The organism is Streptomyces sp. HB132, assembly GCF_016909575.1.
Taxonomy (GTDB): domain Bacteria; phylum Actinomycetota; class Actinomycetes; order Streptomycetales; family Streptomycetaceae; genus Streptomyces.
In genome coordinates this window covers 1-16,076 of the sequence record NZ_JAFBGA010000021.1, presented here as the reverse complement: position 1 = coordinate 16,076, position 16,076 = coordinate 1, and the positions used below count along the sequence as shown (strand labels likewise).

Annotated in this window: 6 protein-coding genes and 2 pseudogenes; all 8 read right to left on the bottom strand. The window is 71.8% G+C overall.

Features of this window, described 5'->3' with window-relative positions; genetic code table 11:
- Nucleotides 1-11: 11 nt before the first annotated feature.
- Nucleotides 12-779, bottom strand: coding sequence for a thioesterase II family protein (locus JOC24_RS30235; RefSeq protein WP_205023618.1), 768 nt, complete (start codon nt 777-779; stop codon nt 12-14).
- A 94-nt stretch (nt 780-873) separates the two neighbouring features.
- Nucleotides 874-1,170, bottom strand: a complete 297-nt coding sequence (locus JOC24_RS30230) for a hypothetical protein (protein WP_205023617.1) — start codon at nt 1,168-1,170, stop codon at nt 874-876.
- Nucleotides 1,171-1,172: 2 nt separating this feature from the next.
- A complete protein-coding gene (locus tag JOC24_RS30225; RefSeq protein ID WP_205023616.1) occupies nt 1,173-2,774 on the bottom strand; it encodes an ABC transporter ATP-binding protein in 1,602 nt (533 codons plus the stop codon).
- On the bottom strand, nt 2,771-4,318 hold the full coding sequence (locus tag JOC24_RS30220; protein WP_205023615.1) for an ABC transporter ATP-binding protein/permease: 1,548 nt from the start codon (nt 4,316-4,318) through the stop codon (nt 2,771-2,773). The genes JOC24_RS30225 and JOC24_RS30220 overlap by 4 nt, the downstream gene beginning before the upstream one ends.
- Nucleotides 4,315-6,102 (bottom strand): carbamoyltransferase family protein, encoded by a 1,788-nt coding sequence (locus JOC24_RS30215; RefSeq protein ID WP_205023614.1) that lies wholly within the window; start codon nt 6,100-6,102, stop codon nt 4,315-4,317. Before JOC24_RS30215 ends, JOC24_RS30220 begins: the two co-directional genes overlap by 4 nt.
- A 56-nt stretch (nt 6,103-6,158) precedes the next feature.
- Nucleotides 6,159-15,092, bottom strand: a pseudogene (locus tag JOC24_RS30210) (type I polyketide synthase); the annotation flags it as partial.
- 48 nt (nt 15,093-15,140) lie between these two features.
- Complete coding sequence (locus tag JOC24_RS30205; protein WP_239581199.1) at nt 15,141-15,833, bottom strand: phosphopantetheine-binding protein; 693 nt, start codon at nt 15,831-15,833, stop codon at nt 15,141-15,143.
- Between the two features lie 81 nt (nt 15,834-15,914).
- Nucleotides 15,915-16,067: pseudogene (locus tag JOC24_RS34300) on the bottom strand (KR domain-containing protein); the annotation flags it as partial.
- Nucleotides 16,068-16,076: the final 9 nt, after the last annotated feature.

The following is a 16,076-nucleotide window of genomic DNA, read 5'->3' as shown; positions in this document are numbered from 1 at the left end:
CGGTGGACGCCTCACCGGGGTGCTCCTCCGGAGGCGAAATGGTCCTCCAGGACAGCCATGACCTCGCGGGCGCGGCTGCTGAGGTAGAAGTGGCCTCCGGAGAAGACCTTGAGTTCGAACGGGCCCGTCGTGTGCTTCTCCCACGCGCGGGCCTCCTCGTGCGTGGTCCAGGGGTCGGCGTCCCCGGTCAGGGCGGTGACAGGGCAGGTCACCGCGGCGCCGGGGTCGGCAAGGTAGGTCTCGACCGCCCGGTAGTCGCTGCGGATGGCGGGCAGCACCATGCGCAGCAGTTCCTCGTCGCCCAGGACCCGCGCATCGGTGCCGCTCATCGCCCGCATCTCGGCCACGATGCCGTCGTCGTCGCGCTGGTGCACGGTCTCGTCGCGGTAGCTGGAGGGAGCACGGCGGCCGGAGGCGAAGACGTGGTCCGGGCCCCGGCCGGCCTGTTCCAGGCGGCGGGCCACCTCGAAGGCCACGCATGCTCCCATGCTGTGACCGAAGAGGGTGAGCGGGCTCCGGTCCGCGTACGGGAGCAGCGCCTCGGCCGCCTGGTCCGCCATGACGCCGATGTCGACGATGCCCGGCTCGTGGCGGCGGTCCTGCCTGCCCGGATACTGCACGGCAAGCACGTCCACGTCGGGGGCCAGCGCCGCCGAGACGGGGAAGTAGAAGCTGGCCGAGCCGCCCGCGTGCGGGAAGCAGATCAGCCGGCGGGATGCCTGCGGAGCCGGGTGGAAGGCCCGGATCCACGGGTCCTGCGTAGACGTGGGTGAGGTCATGGGTGTGTGATCCGTCCGTCGGAGGTGTGCGGGTGCGGAGGTGAGCAGGCCGGCGACGGGGCCCGAGGGGCCCCGTCCGCGCAGCTGTGGGGGGTCACGCGTGGTGACGTCGGTGACCTCCGATGCCCTCGTCGTCCACGCCGTGCCACTGCCCGGGATCGCCCACGGCGTCCGGAACCCTGATCACCTCGACGCCCCTTTCCACGGGCGACTGCGGCGGAACGGCGTCCTGCGGGAGGCGTAGGTCCCCGAGGTCCAGCTCCAGCCGGTCGAGGTCGTTCATCAGTCTGCGCACCGCCACCGAGTCACCGGCCGATACCTGCAGCGACTCGACGTACCGGCGGAGCCCGTGGACCAGCACGTCCACTCCCGCAACCTGTTCCGTGGTCATCGTCAATTCCTCCGCATCTCGGTTTCTTTCCAGGTGATGCCGTGCTGTGTGCCGCTGGAGACGTGGGAGCCGTCCACGGTCAGGGACGCTCCGCAGGGCGGTGGTGTGTGCCCGGCGCCGAGGACCAGCCAGCAGGTGCGGCCACGGGTGAAGGCCGACAGCAGCTCCGCCAGTTCCGGGTCGCCGGTGAACAGGTCCTCGCCGGCGGTCGCGTCCACCACGGCTGCGGCAGGGTCGGCCGAGACCGCGCGCAGCAGGGCGAGCCGCCACAGGTCGGGGCCGGACAGCGGCGGGCCGACGTCCTCGGAGGGGGCGGACACCGTTGCGCGCAGTCGGTCCAGCGCGTCGGCCACGCCCGGCAGATCCGGCAGCCCGGATCCCTCGGGGGAGCCGAGGAACCGGGCCGCCTCCTCCCGGGTGAGAGCGGGGTCCGCCGGGGAGACCCTGCAAAGGCGCCGGGCGGTCTCGGAAGCGGCGATCAGGCCGACGTCCACCCCTCCGATCCGCACCTGCCCCGAGGTCGGACGTACGTCTCCGGCCAGGAGGTCGCCCAGTACCAGGCGGTTGCCGTCAGGAGTGCCGGTGATCACCGTGGTGGTGCCCGCGGGGAGCCGGAACGAGACTCCGGCGAGCACCGTCGTCCGCCCGACGAGCAGACCGACGTCGTCGAACTCGATGTCGCCGTGTTCCGGCCAGTCGGCTCGGGGAGGTTCGGCGTCACCGGCGTCGAGCAGTCTGCCGATCGTGGTCAGCACCCCACGGGACTTCATGACGGTGCTGCTCAGCAGCGCCGCCTCCATGACCGGGCGGAAGGTCAGCACCGCCAGTACGACGAGGGCGACGGCCGTCCCGGGCGACAGATCGTCCGTGGTCGTCAGCACCACGCAGGCCGCGACGGCGGGGCAGAGCGCGATCTCGACGACGCGCCACAGCAGCACCTCCCCCACCGCGTGCGGGAGCGCCGACGGAGCACGGTTCTCCGCCTCGGGGGCGTGCTCCGCGGCGGCGGGCTGTGTGAAGACCCGCCGGAGCCACTCGGCGCTGTCGGTCTCCTCGGTCCGGGTGAGCAGCCGGACCACGCCGAAGGAGGCCGCCACCATCAGGACCAGACCGACAGCCAGCCCCGCCGCGAAGCGGATCTCGACGAACGCCGTGATCAGGATCACCGTCAGCGGGGTGGCGACCGCGGCCACCAGCGGGCGCAGGACGTGCGCGGGCAGACCCATCAGCACGACCACCGCCGTGCCGTCCAGTGAGGCGATCCGGTCGGCGTGGGCCGGGCCGAGGGACCTGGCGGGCAGCACCGACGCCCGCTCGGCGACGGCCCGGTGCAGAGTGGTGACCAGGTCGGCGCCCAGCCGGTTGCCCATCGGCACGCTCCGGTGGTGCAGGACCGCTTGTACGGCGGCGATGGCCACCAGGGTGGCGATCCACCCCCAGGGCACCGGACCGCTCCGGGCGAAGACGCCGTCGGTGATCGGCACGACGAGGGCGAAGGCGATGCCCTGGGTGACCGCGCCCAGGACGAGGAACAGCATCAGGGCCACCACCTGCTGGCGGCCGGAGCCGGACAGGGACAGGAAGCGGTTCAGTACGGGTCTCATCGGCTGGGCTCCCCGGATGGTGCTGAGGTCCGGGCAGGGTGCCCGGCGGTCGTCAGGGCGAGATCCGCCGCGATGGTCCCGGGCGCCCCGGCGGACACGACGACCACGGCCGCCCGCTCGCGCAGGTCCTCCACCGCCGCCCTGAGCACGTCCGGGTCGCCGGGGAAGGCCCGCTCGTCGAGCAGGATTGTGTCGCGGTTCCCGGCGAGCACCCTCGCCAGCGCGATGCGCTGAAGCTCCGGACGTGACAGCGAAGCCTCGGCACCCACGACCGAGGCGTACCCACGGGGGAGCGACGAGATCACGTCGTGCACCCCGGCGATCCTGGCCGCACGCTCCGCCTCCTCCAAGCGGCCGTCCGGGCAGTCGGCGGTGATGTACGCGAGGACCGGTCCGATCACGACTGCCGGTTCCGCCCCCACCGCCGCGAACCGCTCGTGGGGCACGCCGGCGGCGATCCGGTCGATCAACCGGTCCGCGGCCCCGGGTTCGGGTTCGACGACCGTCAGCACCCCCCGGTCGGGCAGCTCCGGCGGAGTCTCCTCCGCATCGGGCGCCGCCTTGGCGCCGGTGGCGAACGCGGTCAGCTGCGTCGTCGCCTTCTTGCCTTCGCCGGCCTCCTCCGCCGCGTAGGTGATGGCCAGCAACGGTGCCGCCAGTCCGGCCCCCACCAGCACGAACGGGACCAGGTCGGCCGGCGCGAGCCAGCCCGCCCGGACCATGGGCACGCCTCCGACGAGGACGAAGACGAGGACGGTCAGGGGTGAGAAGGCGATCTCGGCGAGTGCCCTTCCGCCCAGCAGGGTGCCGATGCGTGTGATGAAGAAACCGCTGAACTCGTCGGTGACATCGGCCAGCCGGAGGGCGGATTCCCTGGTCTCGGCAGCTGTGCGGCCCCGCGAGCCGGCGCGGTTGATCCTCGCGTCCAGGCCGATCCGCGGGCCCACGACGTTGACGGCGCCGATGCTCGATTCGTAGTCGTCCTTCATCTCGCGGAAGAAGCGGGCGGAGATGACGCCGAAGGTGACGAATCCCAGCAGGATGGGGGTCAGCGTGACCAGCGCCATCCGCCAGTCCACCCAGAACAGGTATCCGATCGACAGCACGGACAGCAGGACGGCCGACAGGAGTTCCGAGCCGGCTCGGCCGACCATCAGCCCGGCCGCGACGAGGTCGCGGCCCAAGGCGGTGCCGTGCGCCTGCCATGCCTTGTGCAGCGGCCTGGCGTCGGGGTCGCCGCGCAGCCGGGAGGCTACCCCGGCACGATAGAACTCCTGGCTGCGGACGGCCGCCTCCCGGCTCAGTAACCGGCCCGCCGTCTGCACGGTGAGCCCGGTCACCGCCGCGCCGGCGGCGGTGACCACCAGCCACAGCAGGCGGCTCTCGGTCGCGTTCCCGGTGAGCAGCTCCCGGCAGACCTCGACGACGGCGATCACCGAGGCGACGGTCGCCACGGCACCCACCGCCTCCAGCAGGAGCGCCCCGCGGGTGCGCCACACGACGCCCTGCCCGGGCACGGTGTCCCCCGCTCTTGGCCCGCTCATCGCTTGGAGACCAGGAAGTCACCGATGACCAGGTGGTCGATGTCGGTACCCAGGAAGCACTCGACCGCGTCCTTCGGCGAGCAGACGATCGGTTCGCCCGCGACGTTGAACGAGGTGTTCACCAGGCAGGGCACTCCCGTACGGGCGGTGAACTCGCGCAGGAGCTCGGCCAGCAGCGGGTTGCCGTCCTCGGTCACCGTCTGGATCCGCGAGGTGGCGTCCACATGCGTGGCTGCCGCGATCTTGTCCTGGAATTCGGGCCGCACCGGGAAGACGAAGGTCATGTAGGGCGAGCGCTCCTTCTTGCCCAGCTCGAACACCCGCGCCGCGTCCTCCTCCAGCACGATCGGGGCGAACGGCCGGAACTCCTCCCGGTGCTTGACCCGGGTGTTGATGATGTCCTTCATGTCCGCGTGTGCGGGGTTGGCGAGAATGCTCCGGTTGCCGAGCGCCCGGGGGCCGTACTCGGTGCGGCCCTGGAACCAGGCGATGACGGTCCGGTCCTGCAGCAGTTCCGCGGTCTTCTTCACGATCTCGTCGGTCGGCATCTCCTGCCAGGTGACCGAAGATTCGTACCCGCCCAGCGTCGTGCGTATCTCCTCGGTGCCGTACTCCGGACCGAGGTAGGGCGACCCGGCGGGTGCGAGCTTTTCGGATTCGGCCACGGCGGCGTGTGCCGCGGCTCCGATGGAGACACCCGGGTCGCTGGCGCCGAAGCTGACCTCGACCCGCTCGAAGGGCAGGTTCTCGAACAGCTTGGTGTTGTTGACGCAGTTCAGTGCAAGCCCGCCCTCGAAGATCAGGTCGCGGAGGTCGGTGGCCTCGGCGAGCGCGCGCAGCTGGTGCTCGGTCACCACCTCGACCATGTGCTGGGCGGCTCGGGCGACCTTGAACCGGAACTCGAAGTCGTTGCGGTTGCCGTCATTACCGTCGAACATCTCGTCGAACAGGCCGTGGTAGGCCCGGGGGCCACGCGGGTCGTGCGCCAGGACCAGTGAATACCTGCCGGCCTCCTCAAGGGTGACGATCCGGTCAAGGAACGGGTTCTGCTCCACCGGCGTACCGAAACCGGCCAGGCCCATGACCTTGTACTCGTCGTTGTTGGGGGTGAATCCGAGGTAGCGGGTGACCTCGGCGAACAGCTGGGCGATCGAGTTGGCGGAGTCGATGGTGTACTGGTCGAAGACCTCGACCTTGCCGTCACGCACCTCGCCCATGATCGCGCTGTCCTTCTCGGACTGGCCGTCGCTGATGAAGAAGGCCGCGTCCTCGAACCCGGCGAACAACCGGCCGCAGGCCAGATGCGCCCGGTGGTGCGGAACGGTGATCAGCTTCTCGTCCGGCAGGGCGAATCCGGTGCTGCGCGTGAAGTCCTCGATCAGCGCGGGGCGGCTGAACGCTCCGGTGTAGATCTCACCGAAGGAGCCCAGCGTCTGGAACTTGTACTCGGGGGGTATCGGAGCGTTGGCGATGGCCTTGATGGCCGTGTCGGCGAACTCCTCGGAGAAGTTCCATCCGAACGCGAAGCGGTCCACGTCCTCGTAGGTGATCCCGGCCTTCTCAAGGCACCAGTTCATGGCGTTGACGGGGAAGGCCGTCGTCTTCTTCTGCCGGTTCATCCGCTCCTCCTCCACGGCGGCCACCAGCTCGCCGTCGATGAACAGGGCGGCCGCCGCGTCGTGGCCGAGGAAGCTGTGCCGGTCGACGCTGTCAGCGGTGTAGCCGTAGTGCTTGCCGAAGAGCTCGGCGATTCGGGAGAAGCCGTTGTATCCAAGAATGATCATTACTGTCCTTCACAGGCTGGCGTGCCGGATTGCGGGCGTGGTGCGGACGGAGGGGGTCAGATCCCCTGGTCGGTAAGCCACCGCTCGATGGCTTCGGTTGTCACGGCAATGTTGTCCTCCATGATCGTGAAGTGGTCGCCGGGCGTGGTGGCGAGCGTGTGCCGGAAGGGCCACGAAGGCCGCCAGTCACCCTCGGCCGAACCGTCGCCGTCGGGACCTTCGGCTTGGTGCGGCAGAGGGTCGGCCGCGCGCAGGAAGAGGGTCGGGCTCTCGATCGGGGCGATCTCGCACTCGGCCATCAGCGTGTGGTAGCGCCCCATGGCCGTCAGCCGGACGCCACTCAACGCATCGGAACCGAGGAGGTGTTCGCGGGCGAACAGGCCGTCCATCATCGCGTTGGTCGTCTTCTGGGAGAACCGGTCGCCCGCCTGGAACGTGTCGATGAGCACGACCCCGGAGGGGGCGAGCCCCACCTGCTCGGCCCGCATCGCCATGGCGTGGGCGATCAGCCCGCCCGCCGAGTGACCGAGAAGTACGAAGCGGTCCGTTCCGACGGACGCGCGCAACGCCGCTATCCGCTGCTCGATGAAGCTCTCGAAGGTCTCGGGAACCAACTGCCCTTCCGCGTAACCGGGGTTGGTCAGCACGACGACCTCTCGTCCGCTCTGCACCCGTTGCGACAGCTTTGCGTACTGCACCGGCCCGGCGGTGGCCGTGATGGCCGGCAGGCAGATCAGGGCTGCCCGGCTGCCGTCCCCCCGGGACAGCCGGACGGGGGGCTGGACGTGCTCGGCAGCACTCCCGGTGGTGAAGGAAGGCCGGATCCGCGCCGCCGCCTGGACGAGGTCCATGCCCGCGGACCCTGCCTGCCCGAGGGCGTACGACTCCCGGTAGAGCGCCTCGATGCTGTCGAAGGCCCCGGGAGCCGCCGGCGCCTTGACGGCCTCCACCGCCCCGTCCCCGACGAGTTCCGCCAGCCGGCCCGCGAGCCGGGCCGTGGTCGGATGGTCGAACATCGCCGTCGCCCCGAGCTCCACCTCCAGCAGTTCCTCGAGCCGGTCGCGCAGGATGAGGCCCGCGAGTGAATCGACCCCGAGGTGGAGGAACTCGATGTCCAGGGCGATGTCCCCGGCGTCCTCGTGGCTCAGGACGGCGGCGACCTCGGTCCGGATGACGTCTTCCAGCAGCCGACGGCGCTTGTCCGGAGCGGCCTCCCGCACCAGGGCGAGGACGTCCTCCGCCGGCTCGGACCGTGGCAGCTCACGCGCGGCGGGCTTCCGGGCCTGGCCGTCGCCGGGGGCCTCGGGGGCATCCAGCCAGTAGCGCTTGTGCTGGAAGGCGTACGTCGGCAAGTCGACCGCGTTCCCGGGCGGGGGCACCAGCAGCGGCCAGTCCACGCCCACCCCGCCCGACCAGAGCACCGCGGCGGACCGCACCAGCGCGGTCCGCTCGTCCTGGCCACGCAGCAGGGAACCGACCACGACCACCTCGCGTCCGGCGGCGGCTGCCGCTTCCTCGACGACGGCCGTGGTAACGGGGTGCGGGCTGACCTCGACGAAGGTGTCCACACCCTCCCCGAACAGCAGGTCCAGCACCTCGGTGAGTGGCGGCGGTCCGCCCTCGCTCCCCCGGTCCGCGTCAGCGGCGGTCGCCGCGTGGACGGGGAGGGAACCGCTCGGGGGAAGAGCCTGCGCCCCGAGGGGCGACGGCGCGAGCGGGGACGAGACCAGGGCCGCCCCGTCGGCCAGTGAGACGGTGCCGGCCACGCAGGCGGCGGAGATCTCTCCCTCGGCCAGGCCGACCACGGCGGCGGGGGTCACACCGACCGAACGCCAAAGCGCGGCCAGCGCGACCATGACGGCCCAGCTCACCGGCCGGGCCGTGCCCGGGTCCTCCAGCGTGGCCGGCCGGTCACGGAGGACGTCGAGCAGATCCCAGCCGGTGTGCGGAGCAAGTGCTTCCGCGCACTGCGCCAGGGACTCGGCGAAGACCGGGGAGGAGTCCAGCAGCCCGGTCGCCACGCCCGCCCACGCCGGCTGCCCGCCCGGGAAGACGAACGCGACCTTCGCACCGGGCCGCGCCACCCCTTGCACCACTTCCGTCGTGCCGCCGGAACCCGTACCCGAGAGGACGGCGAGCCCTTCGGTGAATCCGGCGCGGTCGGCGGCGAGCACCACCGCTCGGTGGCCGAACACCGTGCGGGAACCCGCCAGCGCGCCCGCGACGTCGTTCACCGGCGCCCCGGCGCCCACCGGACCGAGCGTGAACTCCCGCAGTCGCTCCGCCTGGCCGCGCAGGGCGGTGGCAGACTTCGCCGACAGCACCCACGGCCGGGCGCCTCCGGCGATGACCGGCTCCGCGACCGGACCGGCGGCCCGGGTCTCATCCGGGGCCTGTTCCAGGATGACGTGCGCGTTGGTGCCGCTGATACCGAAGGACGACACGGCCGCGCGGCGCGGCCTGTCCGTCTCCGGCCACGGCAGCGCCTCGGTCGCCAGCTCGACTGCGCCCGCCGACCAGTCGACGTGCGGGCTCGGCTCGTCCACGTGCAGCGTGGCGGGCACCGTGCCGTGCCGCATCGCCATGACCATCTTGATGATGCCGGCCACGCCCGCGGCGGCCTGGGTGTGCCCGAGGTTCGACTTGACGGACCCCAGCAGGACCGGCCGCTCCCTCGGCCGGTCCTGCCCGTACGTCGCGATCAGCGCCTGGGCCTCGATCGGATCGCCCAGCGTCGTGCCGGTGCCGTGTGCCTCCACCACGTCCACGTCGGACGGAGCCAGTCCGGCGTTGGCCAGCGCCTGGCGGATGACCCGTTGCTGGGAGGGGCCGTTGGGCGCGGTCATCCCGTTGGACGCACCGTCCTGGTTGACCGCCGAACCCCGCACCACGGCCAGGACGCGGTGACCGTTGCGGCGCGCGTCGGACAGCCGCTCCACCAGGAGCACCCCGACGCCCTCGCTCCAGGCCGTGCCGTCCGCCGAGCCGGCGAACGCCTTGCAGCGGCCGTCGGCCGCCAGTCCGCGCTGCATGGTGAACTCGGTGAACGCCGCCGGGGTCGAGACGACGGCGACTCCTCCCGCGAGCGCCAGGTCGCAGGATCCTCGCTGCAGCGCCGACACGGCCATGTCCAGCGCGACCAGCGACGAGGAGCACGCCGTGTCGACGGTCACCGCAGGCCCTTCGAAGCCGAACGTGTAGGCCACCCGGCCCGACGCCACGCTGCCCGCGTTCCCGTTGCTCAGATACCCCGCGACCTCTTCGGGGACCGACTGCAGCCGGGCCACGTAGTCGTGGTGCATCAGACCCGAGAAGACACCTGTGCTGCTGCCCCGCAGGCTCGTCGTCTCGAGGCCGGCCCGCTCCAGCACCTCCCAGGAGAGCTCCAGCAGCAGCCGGTGCTGCGGATCCATCGCCAGTGCCTCTCGGGGCCCGACGCCGAAGAAGCCCGCGTCGAAGTCGGCCGCGCCGTAGAGGAAGCCGCTCTCCCGCACATAGGTCGTGCCCGGGGTGGTGCCGTCGGCGTCGTAGAGGGCCTCCAGGTCCCAGCCGCGGTCGGTGGGAAATCCGGCGATGCCCTCACGGTTGTCGACCACCAGGTCCCACAGGTCCTCCGGGGAGCCCACGTCGCCCGGATACCGACAGCTCATACCGATGATCGCGATCGGCTCGTCGGCCGTCACGGCCGGCCGCTCCGCCCGCTCCCCCGTCTCCTCCCGACCGACCAGGACCGAGCCGAGGAACCCGGCCAGCGCCTCCGGACTGGGGTAGTCGAAAACGAGGGTCGTGGGCAGCCGCACACCGGTGATCGCGGCCAGTTGGTTACGCAGTTCCACGGCCGTCAGGGAGTCGAAGCCGAGCGTGGCGAAGGACTGCTCGGGCCCGATGTCGGTGGCAGTGGCGTGGCCCAGCACCGCGGCTACGTGTCCGCGCACCAACTCGACCAGTGTGTGGGAGCGTTCGGCGGCCGTCAGTCCCGTCAGCCGGTCATGCCAGCCCTGCTCGGCCGGCGCGCCGGAGCCGGCGGACGCCTTGCGCCGGGGGGCGGTGACCAGCCCGCGCAGCAGTGGGGGCGGGTCGTTCCGGCCACGCAGGTCGAGGCGTACCGGGAGGACGACCGGTTCGGACAACCGGGTCGCGGCGTCGAACAGCGCCAGTCCCTCCTCCTCGGAGAACGCCCGCAGACCGCTGCGGTTGATCCGGCCTAGGTCGGTGTCGCTCAGGGTGCCGGTCATCGCGCTGGTTTCGGCCCAGAGTCCCCAGGCCAGCGAGTGGGCGGGCAGGCCCTCGGCGTGACGGTGCCGGGCCAGCGCGTCGAGGAAGCTGTTGGCGGCGGCGTAGTTGGCCTGCCCCGGGGAGCCGAAGATCCCGGCGGCGGAGGAGAACATCACGAACAGGTCGAGGTCCATGTCCCGGGTCAGTTCGTGAAGGTGCCACGCGGCGGCGGCCTTCGGCCGGAAGACCGTCGCCACGCGCTCCGGCGTCTGCGACGTGATCACCCCGTCGTCCAGGACCCCGGCCGCGTGCACCACGCCACGGAGGCCGGGGATCCCCGCCAGCAGTTCCGCGACCGCGTCCCTGTCGCCGACGTCGCAGGCCTCCAGCCGCACGGTGGCACCGAGTTCCCGCAGCCGTTCGGCCTGCTCGGCGGCGTCGGGGGCGTCGGGGCCACGACGGCCGGCCAGCACCAGGTCGGTGACTCCGTGCGCGGTGACGAGGTGCCGGGCGACGGCGGAGCCCATGACGCCGGTGCCGCCGGTGACGAGCACCGTGCCGCCGCCCGGCCGGGGAGCGGTCGAAGCCTGGGCGGGTACGGCGCCACGGACCAGCCGGGGTACGAACACCGCGCCGCCGCGGACGGCGATCTCCGTCTCGCCCGCCTCGATCGCCGCTCGCAGCGGGGCCACCGGCACCTCGTCGGTGTCGGTGTCGAGCAGCACGAACCGGTCCGGGTGCTCCGAGCACGCCGAGCGCACCAGTCCGTGCGTCGACGCCTGCGCCGGATCGATGCCGTCAGCGGCGGTCACCCGGGTCCCGCCCCGGGTCAGCACGACCAGCAGCGCACTCGCGAGACCGTCGTGCGTCAGCCACTCCCGCACCCGTTCCAGCACGGTGGTCACCGCTTCCAGGGCCTGATCCGGCATGTGCCGGCCGGATCCCGACCGGCTCGCGCCGTCCAGCAGCACGAGATCCGGCTCCTCGGCCGCGAGGTCGGCGGCACTCACGCCGTCGGCCCACAGCAGCGGTGGCTTCCCGCCGGGCGTGGCTGCCTGCTCCCACCGCTCCCACCGCGGTATGAACAGCGACTCCGCCACCACGGGCCGCGCGACCCGGGCCGTCGACGCCGGGCGCAACACCAGTTCGTCGATCCCCATGACCGGGGCACCGGCCTCGTCGGCGGCCCGGACCCGGACCGCCGCGGTACCGGCGGCCGACAGCCAGACCCTGACCGACCGTGCACCGCTCGCCCACAGCCGCACTCCGGACCACGTGAACGGCAGTCTCGCCGCATCGCCTGCCTCGTCGGGCAGCACGCCGAGCCCGACCGTGTGCAGCGCCGCGTCCAGCAGTGCCGGGTGGATTCCGAATGCGTCGGCCGTCGCGCCGTCGGGCAGGGCCACCTCGGCGAAGACGTCGTCACCGCGCCGCCAGACGGCGCGCAGTCCCTGGAACGTAGGGCCGTAGGCGTAGGACTGGCGGGCCAGCGCCGGGTAGAAGTCCTCGATGTCGATGCCGGTGGCACCCCGCGGCGGCCAGACGGTCCCGGTCACCGCACCGAAGTCGGTGACGTTCGGTCCGTTGGGCAGTGCCTCGATCACGGCGCGAGCGTGTCGGGTCCACTCCACCGATCCGGGCCCTGTGGCGTCGGCGGCGGGTTCGGGGCGCGAGTGGATGGTGAGCGACCGGCAACCGGTGGAGTCGGCCTGCTCCACGATCACCTGGATCTGGGTGGCGCCCGATGCCTCGAGCACCAGCGGAGTCTCCAGCGTCAGGTCAGCCAGCTGCCCGAGTCCCACGTCCTGTCCGGCGCGCAGGGCCAGTTCCACGAAGGCGGTACCCGGTAACAGCACTGCGCCCAGCACGGCGTGGTCGGCCAGCCAGGGGTGCGTCGCGAGGGAGAGCCGCCCGGTGAGGACGACTGTGTCGCCCTGCGCCACGCTGACCGCCGCGCCCAACAGCGGGTGTTCGATACCGGTGAGGCCGGCAGCCGCAGCGTCACCGGCGAGGCCGCGCGGCGACATCCGGGGCCAGAAGCGCTGCCGTTCGAAGGCGTAGGTGGGCAGGTCGGGCCGGCCTGCCGGAGCGGGCAGCACAGAGGCCCAGTCCACGTCGATCCCCCGGGTCCACAGCGTCCCCACGGCGCGCAGCAGACTCGCGACCTGGGGCCGTTCCCGGTGGGCGACCGAGGTGACGACCGGCTCCCCTTCGCGCAGACTGTCCTCGATCTGCCTGGTCAGCACCGTGTGCGGGCCGAGTTCGAGGAAGGCGTCGACGCGTCCCTCCAGGGAACGGACGGCGTCCTGGAACCGGACCGCCTCGCGCGCGTGGCGTACCCAGTACCCCGGTGAGGTCAGCTCCTCCGTGGACACCGCGGCGCCGGTGACTGTGGACACCATGGGGATCGTCGGCGGCGCCCAGGCCAGCCCGTCGAGGACGGTGTGGAACTCGGCGAGCATCGGCTCCATGAGCGGTGAGTGGAAGGCGTGGCTGACCCGCAGCCCGCGGGTACGGCGCCCGGCCCGTTCGGCGGCCTCGGCGAGGCTCCGCACGTCATCGGCCGCGCCCGAGACGACGACGGCCGTCGGGCCGTTCACCGCCGCGATCGACACCTGGCGCCCGGAGGTGCTCCGAAGCCACTCCTCGACCTCGGCCTCACCGGCTTCGACCGCCAGCATGGTCCCGCCGTCGGGCAGTTGCTGCATGAGCCTGCCGCGGGCGACCGTCAGCCTCACGGCGTCGGACAGCGACAGCACCCCGGCCACGTGGGCCGCGGCGATCTCTCCGATCGAGTGGCCCATCACGACGTCCGGGCGCACCCCCCAGGCTTCCAGCGTGCGGAACAGCGCGACCTCGATCGCGAACATGGCGACCTGGGTGTACTCGGTCCGGTCGATCAGGTTCGCGTGGGCGGAGTGCTCCGGGGCGAGGACGACGTCCGCCAGCGGGACCTCGAGCCCTCTGTCGGCCTCCTCGCACACCGCGTCGAACGCCGCTGCGAAGGCGGGGAGTTCGTCGTGCCACTGTCGGCCCATGCCCGCCCACTGGGCTCCCTGCCCGGCGAAGACGAAGGCCACCTTGGCTCCGGGGCGCACCGCGGCCGACACCATGTGCCGTCCGGTTGCCGCCCGGTCCTGGCCCGCCAGCGTGCCCAGCAGCTGCTCGAACCCTTCGAAGTCCTCGCCGAGGACCACCGCGCGGTGGTCGAACGCCGCCCGGGAGGAGGCCAGTTCCATGGCGACCGCGCCGGCGTCCTGGGCCGTGGCAGCGTTCTCCCTGGCCACACCGGCGTAGTCGCGGAGCCGTTCCGCCTGGCCCCGCAGGGCGTCGGCCGTCTTGGCGGAGAGCACCCAGGGCAGGACCCCGCCCGCCGCGACCGGTTCGCCGGCGACGGGTTCTTCCAGGGCCTCTTCCAGGATGACGTGGGCGTTGGTGCCGCTGATCCCGAAGGACGACACGGCCGCGCGGCGCGGCCTGTCCGTCTCCGGCCAGGGCATTGCCTCGGTCGCCAGCTCGACGGCGCCGGACGACCAGTCGATGTGCGGGCTGGGCTCGTCCACGTGCAGGGTCGGCGGCACCTCCTGATGCCGCAGTGCCAGGACCATCTTGATGATCCCGGCGACGCCCGCCGCAGCCTGGGTGTGCCCGATGTTGGACTTCACCGAGCCCAGCAGCACCGGCCGCCCGTCCGGGCGCCCCTGCCCGTACGTCGCGAGGAGCGCCTGCGCCTCGATCGGATCGCCCAGCGACGTCCCCGTACCGTGCGCCTCCACCACGTCCACGTCACTCGACGCGACTCCGGCGTTGGCCAGCGCGTCCCTGATCACACGTTGCTGGGAGGGGCCGTTCGGCGCGGTCAGCCCGTTCGACGCGCCGTCCTGGTTCACGGCGGAGCCCTTCACCACGGCGAGGACGCGGTGACCGTTGCGGCGCGCGTCCGACAGCCGCTCCACAAGCAGCACGCCGACGCCCTCGCCCCAGGCCGTGCCGTCGGCCGAGGCGGCGAACGCCTTGCACCGGCCGTCGGCCGCCAGCCCGCGCTGTTTGCCGAACTCCGCGAACACGCCGGGGGTCGACATCACGGTCACCCCGCTCACCACCGCGAGCGGGCAGTCACCGGCCCTCAGCGCCTGAGCGGCGAGGTGCAGCGCCACCAGCGACGAAGAACACGCGGTGTCGACCGTGACCGCGGGCCCTTCGAAGCCGTAGGTGAAGGCGACGCGGCCCGAGACCACGCTCGACGCGGTGCCGGTCAGCACATATCCGTGCGACTCGTGCCGGGAATGGTTGAGCAGGGCCCCGTAGTCGGCACCGTTCACTCCGACGAACACTCCGGTCCGGCTGCCCTGAAGGGTCGTCGGGTCGATGCCGGCACGTTCGAACGCTTCCCAGGAGGCTTCCAGCAGCACGCGTTGCTGCGGGTCCATCTCCATGGCCTCGCGGGGGGAGATGCCGAAGAAACCCGCGTCGAAATCGGCGGCCGCGTCGATGAACCCGCCCTGCCTGAGGGGCTCCGTCCCGTCCGGGTCCTGCTCGTTGTCCAGCAGCCATCCGCGGTCGTCCGGATACCGGCCCATGGCATCACCGCCGTCCCGCACGAAGTCCCAGAACGCTTCGGGGGTGCCCGCGTGTCCGGGGAACCGGCAGCTCATCCCCACGATGGCCATCGGCTCGCGATGCGCGTCCTCCAGGTCCCGGACACGCTGCCTGGTCCGTTTCAGGTCTGCCGTCACCCGCTTCAGGTATTCGACGACCTGCACCTTGTCAGCCATGCTCAGAACCTTTCTTGGAGTGACACACACGCGTGGTCGCGGCGGCCATCAGCTGAGCCCGAGTTCGTCGTCGATGTAGCGGAGGACTTCGTCGTCCGTCGCCGAGTCGAGGTCGTCGTCACCGTCGGACACACTGCCGACGACGGCCTTGGCCCGGTCCCGCCAGCGCACCAGCAGGGTCTCCAGGCGGGCCGTGACCCTGCTGGCCTCGGCGCCGTCCCACTCCTCGGCGAGCATCGCCTCGAGCCGGTCGAGCGTCTCCGCGCTCCGCTCGGCCGGGTCCGTCGCCGGCAGGAGCAGTCCGAGGAGATGTCCGCTCAGCAGGACGGGGGTGGGGTAGTCGAAGACGAGCGAGGTGGGCAGCCTGCTGCCGACGACGGAGGCGAGCCGGTTGCGCAGTTCGACGGCGGTGAGTGAGTCGAATCCGAGCGTGGCGAAGGACTGGGTGGGGGCGATCCCCGTGGCCGTGGCGTACCGCAGGACGGCAGCGACGTTTTCGCGGACCACGTCGAGCAGGACGTCCGCACGCTCAGCCCCGGGAAGCGCCAGCAGCCTGTCGCGCAGCGATCCCGCGTCAGCCGTGGCTGTTCGGCGTGGGGGTTTGCGTACCAGCCCCTGCAACAACGCGGGTACAGACCCACCCTCCCGCAGGCTCGCGAGATCCAGCCCGACGGGAACCGTATGAGCCTCGTCCGAAGCCAACGCACGGTCAAGGAGTGCCAGCCCATCGGACGTGCTCAACGCACGAACACCACCACGACTCAACCGGTCCCGGCCCCCCTCGTCCAAGGACGCCGTCAGCCCACTCGTCTCCTCCCACAACCCCCACGACAACGAATGACCCGGCAGACCACCCGCCCGCCGCTCCGACACCAACGCGTCCACAAAGGCATTGGCCGCCGCATAATTCGCCTGCCCCGGAGTACCGAACACCCCCGCCGCCGACGAGAACACCACGAACAGATCCAGCTCCAACCCCCGAGT

Bases quoted from the DNA above. Each gene is read 5' to 3' on its own strand.
- JOC24_RS30235 (WP_205023618.1), bottom strand. From the start codon at position 779: ATGACCTCACCCACGTCTACGCAGGACCCGTGGATCCGGGCCTTCCAC.
- JOC24_RS30230 (WP_205023617.1), bottom strand. From the start codon at position 1,170: ATGACCACGGAACAGGTTGCGGGAGTGGACGTGCTGGTCCACGGGCTC.
- JOC24_RS30225 (WP_205023616.1), bottom strand. From the start codon at position 2,774: ATGAGACCCGTACTGAACCGCTTCCTGTCCCTGTCCGGCTCCGGCCGC.
- JOC24_RS30220 (WP_205023615.1), bottom strand. From the start codon at position 4,318: ATGAGCGGGCCAAGAGCGGGGGACACCGTGCCCGGGCAGGGCGTCGTG.
- JOC24_RS30215 (WP_205023614.1), bottom strand. From the start codon at position 6,102: ATGATCATTCTTGGATACAACGGCTTCTCCCGAATCGCCGAGCTCTTC.